The sequence below is a fragment of the Streptomyces sp. NPDC002896 genome, assembly GCF_040295225.1.
Taxonomy (GTDB): Bacteria; Actinomycetota; Actinomycetes; order Streptomycetales; family Streptomycetaceae; genus Streptomyces.
In genome coordinates this window covers 32,739-51,814 of record NZ_JBEOVA010000022.1, presented here as the reverse complement: position 1 = coordinate 51,814, position 19,076 = coordinate 32,739, and the positions used below count along the sequence as shown (strand labels likewise).

Genomic DNA, 19,076 nt, shown 5'->3' with positions numbered 1-19,076 from the left:
GATTCGGAAGATTTGGGAGAGCGATGCGCTCGACACCGCGTACGGCCGTGACGGCGGCGATCACCGCCGTGCTGGCCGCCACGGCGATCGCACCGTCAGGGGCAGCACAACCCCGGGACGGCGCCGCCGACGAGAAGAAGCCCCTGGTCGGAAGCCCAGCCGCGGCCGGACAGTCCGACGGGACCCGACAGGCCACCGTCACCCTGGTCACCGGCGACCGGGTGGTCGTCAGCACCGACAAGGAAGGCCGCAGCACCGCCACGGTGCTGCCGCGCGAGGACGGCACCCAACCCCTCGTACAGACCCGTCAGTCGGGCGACGACCTGTACGTCTACCCCGAGTCCGCCATCCCCGCGATCGCCTCCGGCAAGGCCGACGAGCAGCTCTTCAACGTCACAGGGCTGGTGCGCCAGGGCTACGACGACGCGCACACCGACGAGTTGCCGCTCATCGCGACGTACGACACGTCCGTCGACGTCGCCCGGACCGCACCCGCCGCCCCGCGCGGCTCCGAGCGCAAGCGGGTCCTGGACGCCGTCGACGGTGTCGCCCTGAAGACCGACAAGAAGAAGACCGCCGACTTCTGGGCCGATGTCACGAACTCCCGCTCCCGCGCGGCCGGCGATCTGAAGAAGCTGTGGCTGGACGCCAAGGTGGAGGCGACCCTCGACCGCTCGACGAAGCAGGTCAACGCCCCCGAGGCGTGGGCCGCAGGCTACGACGGCACCGGCACGACGGTCGCCGTCCTCGACACCGGAGTCGACGCGGATCACCCGGATCTGAAGAACCGTATCGCCGAGTCGAAGAACTTCACCGACTCCGACACCGCCGACGACCTACAGGGCCACGGCACCCACACCATCTCCACGGTGGGCGGCTCCGGCGCGGCGAGCGACGGCAAGAAGAAGGGCGTCGCGCCCGGCACCCGGCTGCTCGCCGGGAAGGTCCTCAACGACTACGGCAGCGGCGCGACCTCCTGGATCATCGCCGGCATGCAGTGGGCCGTCGACCAGAAGGCCGACGTCGTCTCGATGAGCCTCGGCAGCACCGAGCCCACCGACTGCACGGACCCGATGAGCATCGCGGCCGAGGAACTCGCCAGCAGCTCGGACACGTTGTTCGTGGTGGCCGCCGGTAACTCCGGTCCCGCCCTCAACATGGTCTCGTCGCCCGGCTGCACCCCGAGCGTGCTGACCGTCGGCGCCGTCGACCGCGACGACTCCACGGCGTCCTTCTCCAGCCCCGGCCCGGCGCCGTACACGCACACCCTCAAGCCCGAGATCGCCGCTCCGGGCGTCGCCATCTCCGCGGCGGCCGCCGGCGGACGCGGTGTCTACGCGTACCAGTCGATGTCCGGTACGTCGATGGCGACCCCGCACGTCGCAGGCGCCGCAGCGATCCTCAAGCAGCGCCACCCCGACTGGAGCCCGCAGCAGCTCAAGGCCGCGCTGGTCTCCTCCGCCGACAGCGGCATCCCCGGCGACGTACGCGAGACCGGCGGCGGACGCCTCGACGTCAAGGCCGCCATCGACCAGACGGTCCTCGGCGCGCCGGCCGTCCAGGGCGGCACGTTCGACTGGCCGCAGACCAGCAGCGACAGCACCATCGTCGACCTCCCCTACACCAACACCTCGGACAAGCCCGTCACGCTGGACCTCTCCGTGTCGGGCGTGACCGGCAACGACGGGACGAAGGCCGGCTCGTCCGTCGCCAAGCTCGGCCAGCGCTCCGTCACCGTCCCGGCCGGCGAGACCGTCAAGGTCCCGCTGACGCTGGACCCGTCCGCGCACCTGGCGCGCAGCCAGTACGGGGACGTCACCGGCCGTGTGATCGCCGAGGCCGACGGCGTCACGGTCTCCACGCCCTTCTCGCTCTACGTCCAGCCGGAGACCGTCACCCTCCGCGTCAAGCTCGTCGACCGGCTCGGCGAACCCGCATCCGGCGTCTCGTCCCTCGACGTGATCGGCACGGACGACGCCACCGGCGAGCGCCGCTACAACGAGGGCGCCGCCGACCAGACGTACGAACTGCGGCCCGGCCGCTACTTCCTCTCCGCTTTCGTCGCGACCCCGGACAACGGCGGCGACCTCGTGAACTCCCTTGCGTACCTCGCCCGTCCGGAGTTCGAGCTCACCAAGGACACCACCGTCGTCCTCGACGCCCGCGAGGCGCACCGGCTGACCGTGGAGACCGACCGGCCGACGGAGGACCGCAACGCCACCCTCGCCTTCGCCCGCTCCTGGGACGACAGCTGGCTGCACGCCGGCTCGATGAGCGGCAACCGGCAGGTCAAGGGCTACTACGCCGCCGTCGAAGGCCGCGCCCACGACGGCGACTTCGAGTTCGGCAGCTACTGGCGCCGCTACGCCCCGCAGATCGAGTCCTTCGCCATCGAGGGCGGCCCGCAGCTGCACCCGGTGACCGCGAGCACCGGATCGGACAACCTCGACGGCAGCGGCTCGGCCGAGGTCGTCGACGCGGGCAGCGGCACGGCGGCGGAGCTCGCGGCCGCGAACGTCAAGGGCAAGATCGCGCTGATCAAGGTGGCGGACGACGACACCTACCTGTACCAGCACGCGCAGCTCGCCAAGAACGCCGGAGCCGTCGCCGTCGTCGCCCACCACGCGTCCACGGACCGCTGGTACCCGTCCGTCGGCTGGACCAACGGCCCCCTGCCCGTCCTCGCGCTCCCCGCGGACGAGGCCGGTGAGGTCCTCGAGCGGCTCTCCTCCGGCCCGGTCACCGTGAAGTGGCAGGCCACTGCGGCAAGTCCGTACGTCTACAACCTCGCGTTCCCCGAGGATGCGCCGCTCGCCTCCGACCGCACCTACCGGGTGCGCGACAGCAAGCTGGGCCGCACCGAGACGACGTACCACGCGATGGGCGTCGCCGCGGACTACCTCGACGCGGTCACCGCCTACCGGCCGAACGCCGACGTCTACCTGGCCGGACTCTTCGACCTGGTCGCCGCGCCCGGCAAGCGCACCGAGTACTACACGGCCGGGGACACCTCGTTCTCCCAGTGGGTGAGCAGCAGCTTCCCGTACGGCGAGTCCATGCTGAGCGCGCAGCACGCCTACGAGGCGGGGGAGCACCGCACGGAGAGCTGGTACGGCGGGGTCGTCGTGCCCACCGCGCCGCTCGACGACGCGGGTGAGCAGCAGCTCGCCGCCGAGCGCCAGGGCAACCTGATCGGCATCGCGCCCGCCTTCTGGGGCGACAGCGAGCACACCGGCATACAGGGCAGCTTCGGCGACATCGGCTCGATGAAGCTGCGGATCAACGGCGAGGAGGCCGGAGACAGCCCCTACCCGTTCGGTGTCTGGGAGGTCCCCGCCGAGGAGGCCGCGTACGAACTGACCCTCACCACCATGAAGTTCGGCATCCCGGCCCGCGTCTGGAAGCGCTCCACCATGACGCAGACGACGTGGGAGTTCCACTCGAAGATCGACGAGAGCGCCTACTCGCAGGGGCTGCCGATCCTCTTCCCCCGGTACGAGCTGCCGGAGGACGGCATGAAGACGCTGCCGGCCGAGGACGGCCAGCAGATCACCCTCGGCGTCACGGGCCACGCGGGCTACACCCCGGCGGCCATCGAGTCGGCGAAGCTGTCGTACTCCTACGACGGCGGCCAGACCTGGACCGAGGCGAAGACCGCCGAAGAGGACGGCACCTGGACCGCGACCGTGCATCACGCGGGCGCATCGGGGAAGCCGGTCACTCTGAAGGCCGAACTGACGGACGCCAACGGCAATTCCGTCACCCAGACCGTGACCAGGGCCTACGACGTGCGGTAGCCCCAGGTCACACCGGCGCCGCCGGGCGGTTCTCCCGTGGGGGGTGGGGCCGCCCGGCGGCTTTCTTACGCCGGGGCGTACGGGATTTTCCGGATGCCCCGTTTTCGTACAGCCCGCGCTGTGGACAATAAGGGCATGAGCCATCAGGGGGAGAGGCACACCGGTCACGAGGACGACTGGTGGGGGCAGTTGTACGACGACTCCACCGAGGACACGGGCCCGACCGCCGCGGCCGACACCATCGAGGACCGCTTCGCCTCCGCGGCGGGCACGGTGGGGTCGGCCCCGTCCCGGCCCTCCGCCGCGCCGGGCGAGACGCCCGACCTACGCGACCCACGCGAACCGGCCGACGAGGTCTGGCCACCGGAGGACGGTGCCGGGTGGCCGGAGGACGGTCCCGGGGGACGTGTCGCTGGTCGACGGCGATGGCGGGCCCCCTGGGAGGCGCCTGAGGGCGGCCCGGGACCCAGGACGTTCCCGGCGGAGCCGAAGCCGGCGTCGACGGGTGGCCCGGCCGCCGTTCCTGCCGCCAGGGTGCCCGACGAGGACCCCGAGCCGGGACGCGTACAGCCGCCCTCCATGGATGTCCGTCTCCCGCGGGTGCCGCATCAGTCTCCGCCTCGCGAAGTCTCCGCGGCACCTCCCACAGTCTCCGTGCCGCCCGGCTCCCCGGATACGGGAACGACCTCCGCGGCCGCCCAGCCCTCCGGCGTCGCCCCCGCCGAGCCGCCCCCCACCGTCGTCCACGTAGGCGACGGCCCGCCCACCTACGAGGCCGAACCCACCGCCCTTCCGCCCGCCGACCCGGACGATCTCGACGACCTCGTCGCCGACACCGTCCTGGACGGCGCCCGGTACGGCTCCTGCACCCTGCGCGCCGCCTCCGTGCGCGGCGACTCCGCGCGCTTCCGGGGCGAGCCGCGCCGCGACTGCCTGCTCACCGCCCGCTTCGGCACGGGTGGCAACGCACTCGTGCTGGTCGCGATGGCCACCGGCGCCCGCGCCACGCCGGATGCGCACCGGGCGGCCGCCGAGGCCTGCCACTGGATCGGGCGGGCCGTCGGACGCAGCCACCTCCGGCTTGCCGAGGACATCCGCGCCGCCCGCCGCGGCGACCTCAAGTCGGGACTGCACAGGCTCACCGACCGCAGCCTCGGCAAGCTCCGCGCCAGCGCCGTCGAACTGGGCCTCCAGCCCGACGAGTACGCGGCGACACTGCGCTGCCTGCTGCTCCCAGCCGACCCCGAATGCCGTACCCGCGTCTTCTTCGGCGTCGGCGGCGGTGGCCTGTTCCGGCTGCGCGGCGGCGAGTGGCAGGATATCGAGCCGCACGTAGGGGAGACCGAGACGACGGGCGCCGCCGTCGTCGGCTACGGTTCGCCGCCCTCGCAGACGCCCGCCGACGCACCGCACGAGACCCCGGACGGCGACCGGCTCACCATGGACCTCGGCATCACGACTCCGCCGAGCCCTTACGACACCCCGCCCGAGCCGCCCCACGAACCCTTCCGGTTCCGCGCCTCCGTAGCCCGCCCGGGTGACACGCTGCTGCTGTGCACCGGAGGCCTCGCCGAACCCCTGCGCGGCGAGCCCCGCCTCGCCGAACACCTCAGGGCGCGCTGGGCGGACGGCGAACCGCCGGGCCTTGCCGCATTCCTCGCCGACACCCAGGTCAGGGTGAAGGGCTACGCCGATGACCGTACGGCCGCCGCCGTGTGGGAGGCGTAACCGCGCACGCTGTGGATTCATGGAAGGCAGGGGACCGGAAGCGCCCGGTCCCGGTGTGGAGCCCGCGCCGGGGTGACGACGGGTCCGCCAGTCCGTCCGTGAAGCCACTCCTCAAGGTGCGTGCACCATGGCCAAGCAGAACGTCGCCGAACAGTTCGTCGACATCCTCGTCCGCGCCGGCGTCAAGCGCCTGTACGGCGTAGTCGGCGACAGCCTCAACCCGATCGTCGACGCGATCCGCCGCAACTCCGCCATCGACTGGATCCACGTCCGGCACGAGGAGACCGCCGCCTTCGCGGCCGGTGCGGAAGCCCAGATCACCGGCAAGCTCACGGCGTGCGCCGGTTCCTGCGGCCCCGGCAACCTCCACCTCATCAACGGCCTGTACGACGCCCACCGCTCCATGGCCCCGGTGCTGGCCCTCGCCTCGCACATCCCGTCCAGCGAGATCGGACTCGGCTACTTCCAGGAGACCCACCCCGACCAGCTGTTCCGCGAGTGCAGCCACTACAGCGAGCTGATCTCCAGCCCCAAGCAGATGCCCCGGCTGCTGCAGACCGCCATCCAGAACGCCATCGGCCGCTCCGGCGTCAGCGTCGTCTCGCTCCCGGGCGACATCGCCGACGACCCCGCCCCCGACAAGCCGATCGAGCACGCGATCGTCACGTCCCGGCCCTCCGTGCGCCCCGGCGACGCCGAGATCGACAAGCTCGCCGAGATGATCGACGAGTCCGAGCGGGTCACACTCTTCTGCGGAAGCGGCACGCGGGGCGCACACGCCGAGGTCATGGAGTTCGCCGAGAAGATCAAGTCCCCGGTCGGGCACGCGCTGCGCGGCAAGGAATGGATCCAGTTCGACAACCCGTACGACGTCGGCATGAGCGGCCTCCTCGGCTACGGCGCCGCCTACGAGGCCACCAACGGGTGCGACCTGCTGATCCTGCTCGGCACCGACTTCCCGTACAACGCCTTCCTGCCCGACGACGTCAAGATCGCGCAGATCGACGTCCGCCCCGAGCATCTCGGGCGCCGCTCCAAGCTGGACCTGGCCGTGTGGGGCGACGTGAAGGAGACGCTGCGGTGTCTGACGCCGCGGGTGGCGCTCAAGACGGACCGCCGATTCCTCGACAAGATGCTGAAGAAGCACGCCGACGCCCTGGAAGGCGTGGTCAAGGCCTACACCCGAAAGGTCGAGAAGCACGTCCCGATCCACCCCGAGTACGTGGCGTCCGTCCTGGACGAACTCGCCGCCGACGACGCCGTGTTCACCGTCGACACGGGCATGTGCAACGTCTGGGCGGCCCGCTACCTCACGCCGAACGGCAGGCGCCGCATCATCGGCTCCTTCTCGCACGGCTCCATGGCGAACGCGCTGCCGCAGGCGATCGGCGCCCAGTTCACCGACCGCAGCCGCCAGGTCGTCTCCATGTCGGGCGACGGCGGCTTCTCCATGCTCATGGGCGACATCCTGACCCTCGTCCAGCACGACCTGCCGGTGAAGATCGTCCTGTTCAACAACTCCTCGCTGAGCATGGTCGAGCTGGAGATGCTCGTCGCCGGGCTGCCGTCGTACGGGACGGTGAACCGCAACCCGGACTTCGCGGCCGTGGCACGCGCCTGCGGTGTGCACGGCACGCGCGTGGAGAAGCCCAAGCAACTCGAGGGCGCGCTGAAGGACGCCTTCAACCACAAGGGGCCCGCGCTCGTCGACATCGTCACCGACCCCAACGCGCTCTCCATCCCGCCCAAGATCAGCGCCGAGATGGTCACCGGCTTCGCGCTCTCCGCCTCAAAAATCGTGCTGGAGGGAGGCGTGGGCCGCATGGTGCAGATGGCCCGCTCCAATCTGCGGAACGTGCCGCGGCCCTGACGCGCATGCGTGCCGTCCGTCCCGTGGGGCATGCATTCCCGTGTACGCGTTCGACCAGGAGGGAACCGACAGCTGTCGTACGGGCGGGGGTCATGACGAGGCAGGTACGAGAGGGCGGTCCCGGCACGACAGGGGCTTCCCCGACGAGCACAGCCGAGATGCCGACCGACGGGGAGACGGGAGATCCGACGCGACCGCACGAGCAGACACTCCTCCGACGCAGAATCGGACGGTCCGACCTGAGAGCGGTACCCGAGGCGCGGCACGCACTCCGGGAGCTGCTGCGGCACTGGGGGAGACCGGGGAGTTCGGAGACCGCGGAACTGCTCACCACGGAACTCGTCACCAACGCCCTGGTGCACACCGATCATGAGGCGGTGCTCACCGCCACCGTCGGCCGCCGGCTCCGGGTGGAGGTCAGGGACTTCGTGGGGCGCATACCGCAGATGCGGGCGCCGGAGGCCGGTGACGGTACGCACGGTAGAGGGCTCTTACTGGTGCAGTCCCTCGCGGACGCGTGGGGCGTGCGCAGACATGGCGTGGGGAAGGCGGTGTGGTTCGAGCTGGACGGCGGTGGCGCGCCCTTGTCTTGAGCTCGGTTCGCCTCCGGAGCGCCAAAGTCGGTGTCGAGAGTCCGACCGTGCTCAGCCCCTCCTTCGTCGGGGCCTCCGCGCTCCCCCAAGCTCTCGGCTTCGCTCGAGCAGGGGGGACCCCCATGGACTCTCGACACCGACGCGCTCCTTCGGCTCACTCGCTAGGGCCCCTCAGCCGAACTGCTGCTCGAGATCCTTGAGTTTCTGCTCGAGGGAGTCGAGCCGCGGGAGGGTCATGGTGTCGTCCTCGGCGGTGAGGTCGACGGTGACCGGTTCAGTACCGCTCCTGACGGGCTGCAGGGAGGGACGCGAGGGGGCGGGCAAAGGCCGTTGCTCCGGCGGCGATATGGCAGGTTCCGCGCCGACCTGGGCCGGCGCCGCGCCCCCGGACCCGGCTTGCAGCTCGACCTGGCGGCCGGCACGCGCGCTCCAGCCCAGGGGACCTCGGCTGAGCGCCCTGAACCTCGCCCGGTCCAGCTTCTCCTGATCGCGCCGTCGCGCCCGCTCCTGCTGCTTCTGCCGCCGGTCATCGCGCACCTCGTCGACGGCCTCGTCCAGGGTGCGTACGCCTTCCAGCAGCATCAACGACCATGCGGCGAAGGTCTCACGGGGTGCCCGCAGCCACCGTACGACGCGGATCTGCGGCAGCGGACGCGGCACCAGGCCCTGCTCGCGCAGCGCCGCGCGGCGGGTCTGCTTGAGGGCACGGTCGAACAGGACCGCCGCCGACAGCGACATTCCGGCGAAGAAGTGCGGGGCGCCCGCGTGGTCCAGGCCGCGCGGGGCGTGCACCCAGTTGAACCAGGCGGCCGCGCCCGCGAACGTCCACACGAGCAGACGCGAACCGAGCGCGGCGTCGCCGTGGCTTGCCTCGCGCACCGCGAGAACGGAGCAGAACATCGCCGCACCGTCGAGACCGAACGGGACCAGGTACTCCCAGCCTCCGGTGAGGTTCAGGTTCTGCCGGCCGAAGCCGACCAGGCCGTGGAAGGAGAGGGCGGCGGCGACTGCGGCGCAGCAGAACAGCAGCACGTAGGAGGCGGTGCCGTAGATGGCCTCCTTGCGCCTGCGGCGCTCCTCGCTGCGTTCCCACGAGTCGTCGGCGGACGCGTTCGCCCCGGCGCGCCTGTTGCGCGCGAGCACCGCCACCGCCGCCAGCATGCCCAGGGTCAGTACGGCGCCCGGAAGCAGCCAGTCGAGCGATATGTCGGTCAGTCTCATCTGGGGTCCCTTGCATCGCGGTACGGCATTTCGGGCGCCATAGTGGCTCAATCCCGATGGCCCTCAGAGGGTTTCGGAGCAAGAGAACGCCATTGGTGGGCAAGGGGCCGCGAAGATCCACGTTCTCCTCGAACTACCGCTTGAGACAAGGGAGTTGCGTTCGAATCAGCTGCACCGGAAAGAGTGGTTCGCTGGGAACGGGTTGCGGTAGGGGGTGGACTTGTGCCGGTGCCGGTGCCGGTGCCGGTGCGGGTACGGGCGCGCGGTGGCCGGTGTGGTGCGGCCGGTGGCCGGTGTGGGTGGCGTCAGGCGGTCGCGGTGGCGCTCAGCCTGCTGATGCGGTCCGCGTCGCAGGTGCGCGGGCACGTGACGCAGGTGTCCTCCGGGCGCAGCGTGTAGAAGAGGCAGCAGCTGGCGCGGTCGCGGGTCGGCAGCGCCTCGCCGTTCGGCCCGGTCAGCTCCCGGAACGCGGCCGACCCGACGTACGGCTTGGTGGTACCCGGCAGCAGCTGCTCCAGCTCCGTCATCGCGCGCTGCTCCTCGCCGAGCAGATGCGCGATGTACCAGAGGCCTTCGACGACCTCGTCCGTGGCCATGCCCCACAGCGCGCGGCCCCGGCGGCGCATGCGCGGCCCGAAGCTCGCAAGCACCGGTTCCAGGTGCTCGGCGACCGCCGCACGCACCTCGGCGCGCAGGGCCTCCTCGTCCGGGACGACGCGGGCGCCGGGCAGCGCGGCCGCCGGGTCGCCCGGCAGGCATGCGAAGGCGCCGGGCCGGACGGCCATCCGGCCGAGGGTGCGCTGGAAGGCGACGTGCTCGACGGGGTAGCGGGGCACGCGTCGCTGCAGGAACCACGGCACGGTGACGAGCAGGCAGGCGGGCCAGGCGTAACGGTGCAGGCCGAAGCTGGCGACGACGTCCGGGCGGGCCTGCTGTCCGTAGTCCCGCAGGACCTGGGCGTTGTCCCACGCGACGAAGGCGTCGAGGGCGGCGCCGCCCTCCGCGAGCCGGGCGGCGGTCACCCAGCCGCCGTCCCGCGGGGTCGGCTCGTCCGGCCGCAGCTCCCTGATCTCCAGTCCCGGGAAGACCTCGGTCAGCCGGGCATACGCATCTGTGACGGCCGAACGGGCCGGGCGTACGGAGCCGTGGTGAGAGGTGCTTCCGGCCTGTGCGGGCGGGGCGACAAGGGACATGCGGGGCACCACCACATCGCGATCGTTAGCAGGTAAGCCTTACCTTACCCGATGTGATCGCAGTTTGAACTAGAGCCCGCTCGTCCTAAGGTGCGTGGGTGTTACCCCGTTCCGTTCGCTCTGTCAGGAGAAGTACCAGCGGGCCCGGCGGGACCGGATCGACCGGCCAAGGGCCGGCCGGATCAGCGGAGCCAGGAGGAAGAGGAACAGGAGGACCCTCGTGGTGGAGCAGGCCAGCGCGCGCGACCGGCATGGCGCCCCCGGGCTGCCCGGTGACTCCGCCGAGCATGCGCCCGGGACGGTCGACGTGCCCAGGGCCCGGCCGGCCGCGCCGACGGAGTCCTCGGTCACGGCGGGCGGGTGGCCGGGCCTGTCGGGTGCGCCGGTGCCGGCGACCGGCTCCGCCGTACCGCCCGGACGTGGCGTGCCGGCGACAGGGTCCGTCGTGCCGTCGGCTGCGCAGGCCGGGCCTGCCGTCGGGCCGGCCTGGACCGCGGTCCCATCGGCGGCGCACATTTCCGGTCCCGGCGTCGTGCCGCCCGGCAACGCCGTACCGTCGGCGCCGGTGTCCGGGCGCAGCCTGTCGGCGACCGGCTCTGCCGTGCCGTCTGCTGCGCAGGCCGGGCCTGCCGTCGGGTCGGCCGCGCCCGCGGTCCCGTCGGCCGTACAGGCGACCGGCCCCGGCGTCCCGCCGCCCGGTTCCGGCGCGCGGCCGGTCCAGTCGGGCGCCCCGTCGCCCGGCCGCTCCGACGCCCCGTCGTTCGGCTCTGAGGCGTCGTCGCCCGGCCGCCCAGCCGTCGCGTCGTTCGGCTCTGAGACGCCGCCGTCCGGTCCCGGCGTTTCATCGGGCCGTCACGGTGTCCCGTCCTCCCGGGGGCCAGGGCGCGGACCCCGCAACGATGAGGCGACGACACCACGTGTTCCGGCGCAGTCCGGCCCGTCCGGGCACGGTGAAGCGGCTCGCGGTGAGCACACGCACAGCGAACCGCCGCTGCCCATGCCCCGTACGGCGCCGGAAGAGTCAACCGCGGTGGGTGCGCCCGGGCGGCGGCTGGTGCAGCGGTCGTCCGTGCGGGGACAGGTTCTCGATGCGTTGCGCACCGCCCTCGTCGAGGGCGAGCTCGCCCCGGGCGAGGTCTACTCGGCGCCGGTACTCGGGGAGCGCCTTGGGGTCTCCGCGACGCCGGTGCGCGAGGCGATGCAGCAGCTGGCCCTCGAGGGCGCCGTCGAGGTCGTACCGAACCGGGGGTTCCGCGTCACCCGGCGCAGCGCCGAGGAACTGGCCGAACTCGCGGAGATCCGGGCGCTGATCGAGGTGCCGGTGATGTTGCGGCTCGCCCGGACCGTGCCCGCGGCCCGCTGGGCGGAGCTGCGTCCGCTGGCCGAGGCGACGGTCGCGGCGGCGGTCGGCGGCAACTTCGCGGGCTACGCGGAGTCGGACCGCGCCTTCCACCGTGCCGTCCTCGCGCTGTCCGGCAACCGCCAACTGGTGCAGATCGCCGACGACCTGCACCGCCGCGCCCAGTGGCCGTCGGCCGACGGCCCGTCGCCGCGCCGCCGCGCCGAACTCGTCGCCGACGCGGCGGAGCACACGGCCCTGCTGGACGCACTGATCGCCCAGGACCTGGCCGTGGTCCAGTCGCTGGTACGGGAGCATTTCGCGGGCGCGCCCTGAGCGCCTCTCCCGTGGCTGGCGTCCTCGAACTCCCCAGCCACGGGGAGGCGACCTCAAACCGCCGTAGCGGGCGGCGTCAGGCGCCCGGCCAGCCAGGTCGGGACGCCGCCGAGCAGCCGGAAGAGGCGCTTCGCCTCCGCGCGCAGCCGTGAGGCCTCCGGTTCCGTCTCGGCGTCGGCCAGGGACGCGAGCGCGGGAGCCGTGCCGACCAGGTAGCCGAGCTCCTCGCGGATGCGGAGGGACTCGGCGAAGCCGTGGCGGGCCTCGGCCAGTTCGCCTTCGCGCAGGGCCAGCCCGGCCAGATGGCGCCAGGTGAAGGAGAGCAGCAGCGTGTCGCCGTGCGCGGTGGCCCCCGCGTGGGCGCGGCGGTAGGCGGCGCGGGCGGCCTGCGGAGAGGCCGCGAGGTTCTCGGCGATCAGGCCGCGCCGGAAGTCGAGCAGCGCCCGGGCCGGCGCGCCGGGGGCGATGAGCGCCGCGGCGCGCCCCAGCGCGGCCCGCGCCTCGTCGGCCCGGTCCCGCACCCCGAGCAGCGTCGCGGCGTACGCGAGATGCCCGCGCTCGCAGGCGGCCGCCCCCCGCTCGTCGTCGTCGCGGGCCAGCGCCTCCGCCGTACGCAGTGCGTCCTCGGCCTCGGCCCACCCCTGCTCGGTGTAGAGGCACTGCTCCACCAGGAGCGCGACCCGCTGCAAAGCGACATCGGCGTCGTCGCCGGCGCGCGGTTCGAGCAGGGCGGCCGCATCGGTCCAGCAGGCGCGCGAGCGCAGCCGCCATACCGCGGTCTGGAGTGGATCGTCCCCTGCAGCCGTTCCGATACCAGACATGGCGGTATACGCCACTTGCCCTCCCCGAGCACACCATTGAGCTGTTGAGTCGTGGCGGAATCTCAGCATGAATCCGAGCGCCCGGCCAAGGGGGTGGGTGAAGGATTTCACAAAGTAGGGGGGTGGCCGTGGACGGCCGGGCATCTTCTCGGCCACGGCCCGGGCGCCTCAACTCATGCGCAGCGCCAGGAAGAAGTCCAACTTGTCCTCGAGGCGCGACAGGTCACGGCCCGTCAACTGCTCGATTCGCCCTATCCGATAACGCAGCGTGTTGACGTGCAGGTGCAGGCGCGTGGCGCAACGGGTCCAGGAGCCGTCGCAGTCGAGGAACGCCTCCAGCGTGGGGATGAGCTCCGCGCGGTGGCGCCGGTCGTAGTCGCGCAGCGGGTCGAGCAGGCGGGCCGTGAACGCGCGGCGCACGTCGTCCGGCACGAACGGCAGCAGCAGAACGTGGGACGCCAGCTCCTGGTGCCCGGCGGCGCACACCCGTCCGGGCCGGGCGGCCGCGACACGGCGGGCGTGCCGGGCCTCCTCGAGGGCGCCGCGCAGCCCCTCCGCCGAGTGCACGGCCGCGCTGACGCCGAGCGTGAGCCGCCCGTCGTCGCCGAGGCCCGCCGACAGCGGCTCCCGCACGGCCTCCAGCAAGGTCTCCGCGGCCAGCCCCGACTCCGTCCCGTCGTGCTCGGTGGCCACCGAGGGCAGCGGCACCAGCGCGATCGCCTCCGTGCCCGTGTGCGCGACGGCGATACGGTCGGACGGTTCGGGCCCGGCCGACAGGGGATCGACGAGGACCTCCTCCAGCAGCGCCTGGGCGACAGGTCCGCCCTCGACGTCGCCGCCCTCCCACTCGACACCCGCCACGACCACCTGCCAGTGCGGGGCCACGCCGAGCCCGGGCAGCAGCACGGGCGCGGCCACCCGCAGCCGCGCCGCGATCTCGGCCGGGGCCGCCCCGGCCTGCACCAGCTCGAGGACCTCCTGGGCGAGCCGGCGCCGCACCGTGCGCGCCGCGTCCCGCCGGTCCCGCTCCACCGCGATCAGCTGCGTCACGCCGTGCAGCAGGTCGAGGCGCTCATCGGGCCAGTCCCCGGCGTCGGCCTCGACGACGAGCAGCCAGTCGGACAGCACGGTCTCGCGCACGTCACGCGAGCCCGCCGCGCCCGCGGCCATCGTCGGACGGTGCCCCGAGCTGCGGACGGGGAACAGCGAGTACGTCGTGGTGCCCAGCGTCACCCGGTACGGGCCGCGCCGCCCGGTGCGGACCGCCGCCAGATGCTCGGCGGCGAGCCTGGCACGCACGTCCGGCGCGAACGCGGGCCCGCCGTTGTTCGAGCCTGCGATGGCCCGCCCGGTGGGGGAGAGCACCCAGGCGCGCAGGTCCAGGTCGGAGCGGAGCAGGTCGAGCACCGCGTCCGGGCCGCCGCCGCCGGGGCCCGGCGTCATCAGACGGCGGTGCCGGTCCACCACGGCCGCCAGGTCGCCCGCGCGCTCGCCGGAGACCTGGCGTACGACGTGCTCGGTGATCGTGGCGAAGGCCACGGACTCGTTCACCGAGAACAGCGGCAGACGGTGGCGTGCGCAGGCCTCGACGAGGTCGTCGGGGACGGCGCCGAGCTCGGCCTCACCGGCCGCAAGCGCCGCCACCCCGGCGGTGGTGAGGATCCGAACGAACGGCTCGGAGTCCTCGGCGCCGCGCCGCCAGGCCAGGCCGGTGAGCACCAGCTCACCGCCGGACAGATAGCGGCTGGGGTCCCGCAGGTCCGTCGTCATCACACCGCGTACGGTGCGGCCCAGCTCGCTCTCGCCGCCGAGCAGCCGCAGCCCCAGCGCGTCGGTGTCCAGCAGTGCGCGCAGGCGCATGTCTCTCGTCGCCGCCGTTCTTTCTCGATGGTGCGTGTGGTTCGGTTCCGGTGGGTCGTCGTTTCCTGACGAAGACGACGGCGTTACCGGGGATCGTCTTTCATACGAATCTACAAGAGTGGTGCTCTGGTCAGCCAACTCCTTCATGGTTTCCGTGACTGACCCCGGCGGAGTACAGAGCTGTGTACTGACCTTGATCCGCGTGAACATCCCATGAACGAGCTGAATTCGAAGAAGAGAGCCACCATGGACTTCCTTCGCCCCGCACGCTGGGAGGAGGCGCTCGCCGCGAAGGCGGAGCACCCCACGGCCGTGCCGATCGCGGGTGGCACCGATGTGATGGTCGAGATCAACTTCGACCACCGGCGGCCCGAGTACCTCCTGGACCTGAACCGCATCGGCGAGCTGGGCGAGTGGGAGGTCGGAGAGGACACCGTCCGCCTCGGTGCCTCCGTCCCGTACACGCGGATCATGGAGCATCTGCGGGCCGAGCTGCCGGGCCTGGCCCTGGCCTCGCACACGGTGGCGTCCCCGCAGATCCGCAACCGCGGCGGCGTCGGCGGCAACCTCGGCACCGCATCGCCCGCCGGGGACGCGCACCCGGCGCTGCTGGCCGCGGGCGCCGAGGTCGAGGTCGAGTCGGTACGCGGCTCCCGGCGCATCCCGATCGACGAGTTCTACACCGGCGTGAAGCGCAACGCGCTCGCCCCCGACGAGCTCATCCGGGCGATCCACATCAGGAAGGCCGACGGGCCGCAGCAGTTCTCCAAGGTCGGCACGCGCAACGCCATGGTCATCGCCGTGTGCGCGTTCGGCCTCGCGCTGCACCCAGAGACACGGACCGTCCGCACGGGCATCGGCTCCGCCGCGCCCACCCCGATCCGCGCCAAGGCCGCCGAGGAGTTCCTGAACGCGGCGCTCGACGAGGGCGGCTTCTGGGTCAACGGCAAGATCATCACCCCATCGGTCGCCAAGCAGTTCGCCGACCTGTGCGCGGCCGCCTGCAACCCGATCGACGACGTCCGCGGCACGGCGAGCTACCGCCGCCACGCGGTCGGCGTCATGGCCCGCCGCACGCTGACCTGGACCTGGGAGTCGTACCGCGGCACCGCCCGCACCACCGAGGGAGCTGCGTAATGCGTGTGACGTTTCGCGTGAACGGCCGGCGGCAGGAGGCCGACGACGTGTGGGAGGGCGAGAGCCTGCTCTACGTGCTGCGTGAGCGCCTCGGCCTGCCCGGCTCCAAGAACGCCTGCGAGCAGGGCGAGTGCGGTTCGTGCACGGTCCGCCTGGACGGGGTGCCGGTGTGCGCATGCCTGGTCGCGGCCGGGCAGGTGGAGGGCCGGGATGTCGTCACGGTCGAAGGTCTCGCGCACTTCGCCGAGCAGCGCGCGGAGGGATGCGGGACGGGCGCCTGCGGTACCTCGCTCGACACGGCCAGGCGATGGGAGGCCCGGCCGACGGACTCCGCGACCGGCGAGGGTACGGCCACCTCCCCGCGTGTGACGCTCTCGCCCATCCAGCAGGCGTTCATCGACGCCGGTGCCGTGCAGTGCGGCTTCTGCACGCCCGGGCTGCTCGTCGCGGCCGACGAGATGCTGGAGCGCAACCCGAACCCGTCCGACGCGGACATCCGCGAGGCGCTGTCCGGCAACCTCTGCCGCTGCACCGGCTACGAGAAGATCCTGGACGCGGTCCGCCTCGCGGCCGCCCGGCAGTCCGAGGGGGCCTGACCATGGGAACCACCGGTACGCCCACCAACATCACGCAGGGCTCCCGGACCAGCGGCGGCATCGGCGAGTCCACGCTCCGCCCGGACGGCACCCTCAAGGTCACCGGCGAGTTCGCGTACTCGTCCGACATGTGGCACGAGGACATGTTGTGGGGCCACATCCTGCGCTCCACCGTCGCGCACGCCGAGATCGTGTCGATCGACACGAGCGAGGCGCTCGCCCAGCCCGGCGTGTACGCCGTCATGACGTACGACGACCTGCCCACGGACGTGCGGAACTACGGCCTGGAGATCCAGGACACCCCTGTACTCGCCAACGGCCGCGTACGCCACCATGGCGAGCCGGTCGCGATCGTCGCCGCCGACCATCCGGAGACGGCACGTCGCGCCGCGGCCAAGATCAAGGTCGAGTATCGCGAGCTGCCCGTCGTCACCGACGAAGCCTCCGCGACCGCCCCGGACGCGCCGTTGCTCCATCCGGAGCGCGACGACCTCCCCCAAGCACCTCCGACAAGCTCCGGTGCAGGGGGGACCCCCATCCCCCCCCACGCCCCGCACCCCAACATCGTCCACCGCCAGCCGATCGTGCGCGGCGACGTGGAGGCGGCCCGCGGGCGAGCCGATGTGATCGTGGAGGGCGAGTACGTCTTCGGGATGCAGGACCAGGCGTTCCTCGGCCCCGAGTCGGGCCTTGCCGTCCCCGCCGAGGACGGCGGCGTCGACCTCTACATCGCCACCCAGTGGCTGCACGCCGACCTCCGCCAGATCGCACCCGTCCTCGGCCTGCCCGAGGACAAGGTCCGCATGACGCTGGCCGGAGTCGGCGGCGCGTTCGGCGGCCGCGAGGACCTGTCGATGCAGATCCACGCGTGCCTGCTGGCGCTGCGCACGGGCAAGCCGGTGAAGATCGTCTACAACCGGTTCGAGTCCTTCTTCGGGCACGTCCACCGCCACCCGGCCAGGCTCTACTACGAGCACGGGGCCACACGCGACGGCAAGCTGACCCACATCAAGGCGCGCATCGTCCTGGACGGCGGCGCCTACGCCTCCTCGTCCCCGGCCGTCGTCGGCAACGCGGCCTCGCTGGGAGCCGGCCCGTACGTCATCGACAACGTCGACATCGAGACCATCGCCCTCTACACCAACAACCCGCCCTGTGGCGCCATGCGCGGCTTCGGCGCGGTCCAGGCGTGCTTCGCCTACGAGGCGCAGATGGACAAGCTGGCCGCGAAGCTGGGCATGGACCCGGTGGAGTTCCGGCAGCTGAACGCCATGGAGCAGGGGTCCGTCATGCCGACTGGGCAGCGCGTCGACTCGCCGGCCCCGGTCGCCGAACTCCTGCGCCGCGTCAAGGCGATGCCTCTCCCGCCCGAGCGCCAGTGGGAGACCACCGAGGGCGCCGACGTGCGTCAGCTGCCCGGCGGCCTGTCCAACACGACACACGGCGAAGGCGTCGTACGGGGCGTCGGCTACGCGGTCGGCATCAAGAACATCGGCTTCTCCGAGGGCTTCGACGACTACTCCACCGCTCGGGTGCGCATGGAGGTGGTGGGCGGCGAGGCCGTGGCGGTCGTCCACACGGCGATGGCCGAGGTCGGGCAGGGCGGTGTCACCGTCCACGCGCAGATCGCCCGCACCGAGCTGGGTGTCACCCAGGTGACGATCCAACCGGCGGACACGCAGGTGGGCAGCGCCGGTTCGACGTCCGCGTCCCGTCAGACGTACGTCACCGGAGGCGCCGTCAAGAACGCCTGCGAGCTCGTCCGTGAGAAGGTCCTGGAGATCGGCCGCCGCAAGTTCGGGTCGTACCACCCGGCCTGGGCCACCGCCGAACTCCTGCTGGAGGGCGGCAAGGTCGTCACCGACGGGGGCGAGGCGCTGGCCGACCTGGCGGACGTGCTGGAGGACGAGGCCGTCGAGGTCGAGGAGGTCTGGCGACACCGGCCGACCGAGCCGTTCGACCTGCGTACCGGGCAGGGCAACGGGCACGTCCAGTACTCGTTCGCCGCGCACCGGGCCGTTGTCGAGGTCGATACGGAGCTGGGGCTGGTCAAGGTCATCGAGCTGGCCTGCGCCCAGGACGTGGGCAAGGCCCTCAACCCGCTGTCCGTCGTCGGCCAGATCCAGGGCGGCACCACCCAGGGCCTGGGCATGGCGGTCATGGAGGAGATCCTGGTCGACCCGAGGACCGCGAAGGTCAGGAACCCCTCCTTCACGGACTACCTGATCCCCACGATCCTCGACACGCCGACCATCCCCGTCGACGTGCTCGAACTCGCCGACGACCACGCGCCTTACGGGCTGCGGGGCGTTGGCGAGGCGCCGACGCTGTCCTCGACGCCGGCGGTTCTCGCGGCGATCCGCGCCGCGACGGGGCTGGCGCTCGACCGGACGCCGGTGCGGCCGGAGCATCTGACGGGGATGGCGTAGGCGCGCCGCCGCGGGGCGGCGGTGCAACGCCTGTGGGCGGCCGCGCCGCTCCCGCTGCGGGCAATCGTGCCGCTGGGGCGATGGGGGTACCTCCCATGCCCTTAAGGCAATGGGGGAGGGTGGGCGCAGCGGCACCCCGACGGCGGGTCACGCAGC

The 19,076-nt window shown here is 72.3% G+C and carries 12 protein-coding genes; 8 read left to right on the top strand and 4 right to left on the bottom strand.

Going from position 1 to position 19,076, the window contains the following annotated elements:
• Positions 1-23: 23 nt before the first annotated feature.
• The 4 genes from ABT009_RS32235 to ABT009_RS32220 all read left to right on the top strand — a co-directional run bounded on the left by ABT009_RS32235 (position 24) and on the right by ABT009_RS32220 (position 7,988).
• The gene (locus tag ABT009_RS32235) at positions 24-3,797 is read left to right on the top strand and encodes a S8 family serine peptidase (protein WP_351302954.1); all 3,774 of its coding nucleotides are present in this window, start codon (positions 24-26) and stop codon (positions 3,795-3,797) included.
• Positions 3,798-3,932: 135 nt separating this feature from the next.
• Positions 3,933-5,525 carry a protein phosphatase 2C domain-containing protein gene (locus ABT009_RS32230; protein WP_351302951.1) on the top strand — a complete coding sequence of 531 codons (1,593 nt, stop codon included), beginning with the start codon at positions 3,933-3,935 and terminating at the stop codon, positions 5,523-5,525.
• Between the two features lie 127 nt (positions 5,526-5,652).
• Entirely contained in the window at positions 5,653-7,395 is a 1,743-nt protein-coding gene (locus ABT009_RS32225) for a pyruvate dehydrogenase (RefSeq protein ID WP_351302948.1), read from the top strand.
• Between the two features lie 158 nt (positions 7,396-7,553).
• Positions 7,554-7,988, top strand: a complete 435-nt coding sequence (locus tag ABT009_RS32220; protein ID WP_351302945.1) for an ATP-binding protein — start codon at positions 7,554-7,556, stop codon at positions 7,986-7,988.
• A 171-nt stretch (positions 7,989-8,159) separates the two neighbouring features.
• Here ABT009_RS32220 and ABT009_RS32215 read toward each other — a convergent pair whose 3' ends face one another.
• Positions 8,160-9,209, bottom strand: a complete 1,050-nt coding sequence (locus tag ABT009_RS32215; RefSeq protein ID WP_351302942.1) for a DUF2637 domain-containing protein — start codon at positions 9,207-9,209, stop codon at positions 8,160-8,162.
• A gap of 305 nt (positions 9,210-9,514) precedes the next feature.
• Positions 9,515-10,402, bottom strand: a complete 888-nt coding sequence (locus ABT009_RS32210) for a (2Fe-2S)-binding protein (protein WP_351302939.1) — start codon at positions 10,400-10,402, stop codon at positions 9,515-9,517.
• Positions 10,403-11,003: 601 nt separating this feature from the next.
• On the opposite strand from ABT009_RS32210, the gene ABT009_RS32205 reads away from it, so the two are divergent.
• Positions 11,004-12,077, top strand: a complete 1,074-nt coding sequence (locus ABT009_RS32205) for a GntR family transcriptional regulator (protein ID WP_502990008.1) — start codon at positions 11,004-11,006, stop codon at positions 12,075-12,077.
• A 53-nt stretch (positions 12,078-12,130) separates the two neighbouring features.
• Here the strand turns inward: ABT009_RS32205 and ABT009_RS32200 are convergent, their stop codons facing one another.
• A complete protein-coding gene (locus ABT009_RS32200) occupies positions 12,131-12,913 on the bottom strand; it encodes a hypothetical protein (protein WP_351302936.1) in 783 nt (260 codons plus the stop codon).
• Positions 12,914-13,066: 153 nt separating this feature from the next.
• Positions 13,067-14,758 carry a PucR family transcriptional regulator gene (locus ABT009_RS32195; protein WP_351302933.1) on the bottom strand — a complete coding sequence of 564 codons (1,692 nt, stop codon included), beginning with the start codon at positions 14,756-14,758 and terminating at the stop codon, positions 13,067-13,069.
• 246 nt (positions 14,759-15,004) lie between these two features.
• Here ABT009_RS32195 and ABT009_RS32190 point away from each other — a divergent pair, with 246 nt between their 5' ends.
• The 3 genes from ABT009_RS32190 to ABT009_RS32180 are packed head-to-tail and all read left to right on the top strand — an operon-like array spanning position 15,005 to position 18,920.
• Complete coding sequence (locus ABT009_RS32190) at positions 15,005-15,895, top strand: FAD binding domain-containing protein (protein ID WP_351302930.1); 891 nt, start codon at positions 15,005-15,007, stop codon at positions 15,893-15,895.
• The gene (locus tag ABT009_RS32185; protein WP_351302927.1) at positions 15,895-16,491 is read left to right on the top strand and encodes a (2Fe-2S)-binding protein; all 597 of its coding nucleotides are present in this window, start codon (positions 15,895-15,897) and stop codon (positions 16,489-16,491) included. Before ABT009_RS32190 ends, ABT009_RS32185 begins: the two co-directional genes overlap by 1 nt.
• A gap of 2 nt (positions 16,492-16,493) precedes the next feature.
• Entirely contained in the window at positions 16,494-18,920 is a 2,427-nt protein-coding gene (locus ABT009_RS32180) for a xanthine dehydrogenase family protein molybdopterin-binding subunit (RefSeq protein ID WP_351302924.1), read from the top strand.
• Positions 18,921-19,076: the final 156 nt, after the last annotated feature.

Bases quoted from the DNA above. Each gene is read 5' to 3' on its own strand.
- ABT009_RS32220 (WP_351302945.1), top strand. From the start codon at position 7,554: ATGCCGACCGACGGGGAGACGGGAGATCCGACGCGACCGCACGAGCAG.
- ABT009_RS32230 (WP_351302951.1), top strand. From the start codon at position 3,933: ATGAGCCATCAGGGGGAGAGGCACACCGGTCACGAGGACGACTGGTGG.
- ABT009_RS32180 (WP_351302924.1), top strand. From the start codon at position 16,494: ATGGGAACCACCGGTACGCCCACCAACATCACGCAGGGCTCCCGGACC.
- ABT009_RS32195 (WP_351302933.1), bottom strand. From the start codon at position 14,758: ATGCGCCTGCGCGCACTGCTGGACACCGACGCGCTGGGGCTGCGGCTG.
- ABT009_RS32210 (WP_351302939.1), bottom strand. From the start codon at position 10,402: ATGTCCCTTGTCGCCCCGCCCGCACAGGCCGGAAGCACCTCTCACCAC.
- ABT009_RS32215 (WP_351302942.1), bottom strand. From the start codon at position 9,209: ATGAGACTGACCGACATATCGCTCGACTGGCTGCTTCCGGGCGCCGTA.
- ABT009_RS32190 (WP_351302930.1), top strand. From the start codon at position 15,005: ATGGACTTCCTTCGCCCCGCACGCTGGGAGGAGGCGCTCGCCGCGAAG.
- ABT009_RS32185 (WP_351302927.1), top strand. From the start codon at position 15,895: ATGCGTGTGACGTTTCGCGTGAACGGCCGGCGGCAGGAGGCCGACGAC.
- ABT009_RS32235 (WP_351302954.1), top strand. From the start codon at position 24: ATGCGCTCGACACCGCGTACGGCCGTGACGGCGGCGATCACCGCCGTG.
- ABT009_RS32225 (WP_351302948.1), top strand. From the start codon at position 5,653: ATGGCCAAGCAGAACGTCGCCGAACAGTTCGTCGACATCCTCGTCCGC.